This is a genomic window from Salinithrix halophila (assembly GCF_042650125.1).
GTDB lineage: Bacteria > Bacillota > Bacilli > Thermoactinomycetales > DSM-45169 > Salinithrix > Salinithrix halophila.
This window is the reverse complement of the sequence record NZ_JBHSAP010000008.1, coordinates 1-607: the sequence shown is the minus strand read 5'-3', so window position 1 is coordinate 607 and position 607 is coordinate 1. Positions and strand designations below refer to the sequence as shown.

Annotated in this window: 1 rRNA gene; it reads right to left on the bottom strand. The window is 57.0% G+C overall.

Features of this window, described 5'->3' with window-relative positions:
• Positions 1-607, bottom strand: a 23S ribosomal RNA gene (locus ACFOUO_RS06160); the annotation flags it as partial.

Here is a 607-nt window from a genome sequence, read left to right as displayed (position 1 = left end):
ACCTGACACGGTCCCGCATCCGGATCACGGATGTCGGTTAGAACTCCAGCACGATCAGGGTGGTATCCCACCAGTGCCTCCCCCGAACCTGGCGGTCCGGGTTCTATGGCTCCCACCTATCCTGTACAGATCGTACCAAAATCCAATATCAGGCTACAGTAAAGCTCCACGGGGTCTTTCCGTCTTGTCGCGGGTAACCAGCATCTTCACTGGTACTACAATTTCACCGGGTCTCTCGTTGAGACAGCGCCCAAGTCGTTACGCCTTTCGTGCGGGTCGGAACTTACCCGACAAGGAATTTCGCTACCTTAGGACCGTTATAGTTACGGCCGCCGTTTACTGGGGCTTCGGTTCAGAGCTTCGCTTACGCTAACCCTTCCCCTTAACCTTCCAGCACCGGGCAGGCGTCAGCCCCTATACTTCGCCTTACGGCTTCGCAGAGACCTGTGTTTTTGCTAAACAGTCGCTTGGGCCTCTTCACTGCGGCCCCCTCGAGCAGCTTACGCCACCCTACCGGGGCACCCCTTCTCCCGAAGTTACGGGGTCATTTTGCCGAGTTCCTTAACGAGAGTTTTCCCGCGCGCCTGAGGATTCTCTCCTCGCCTAC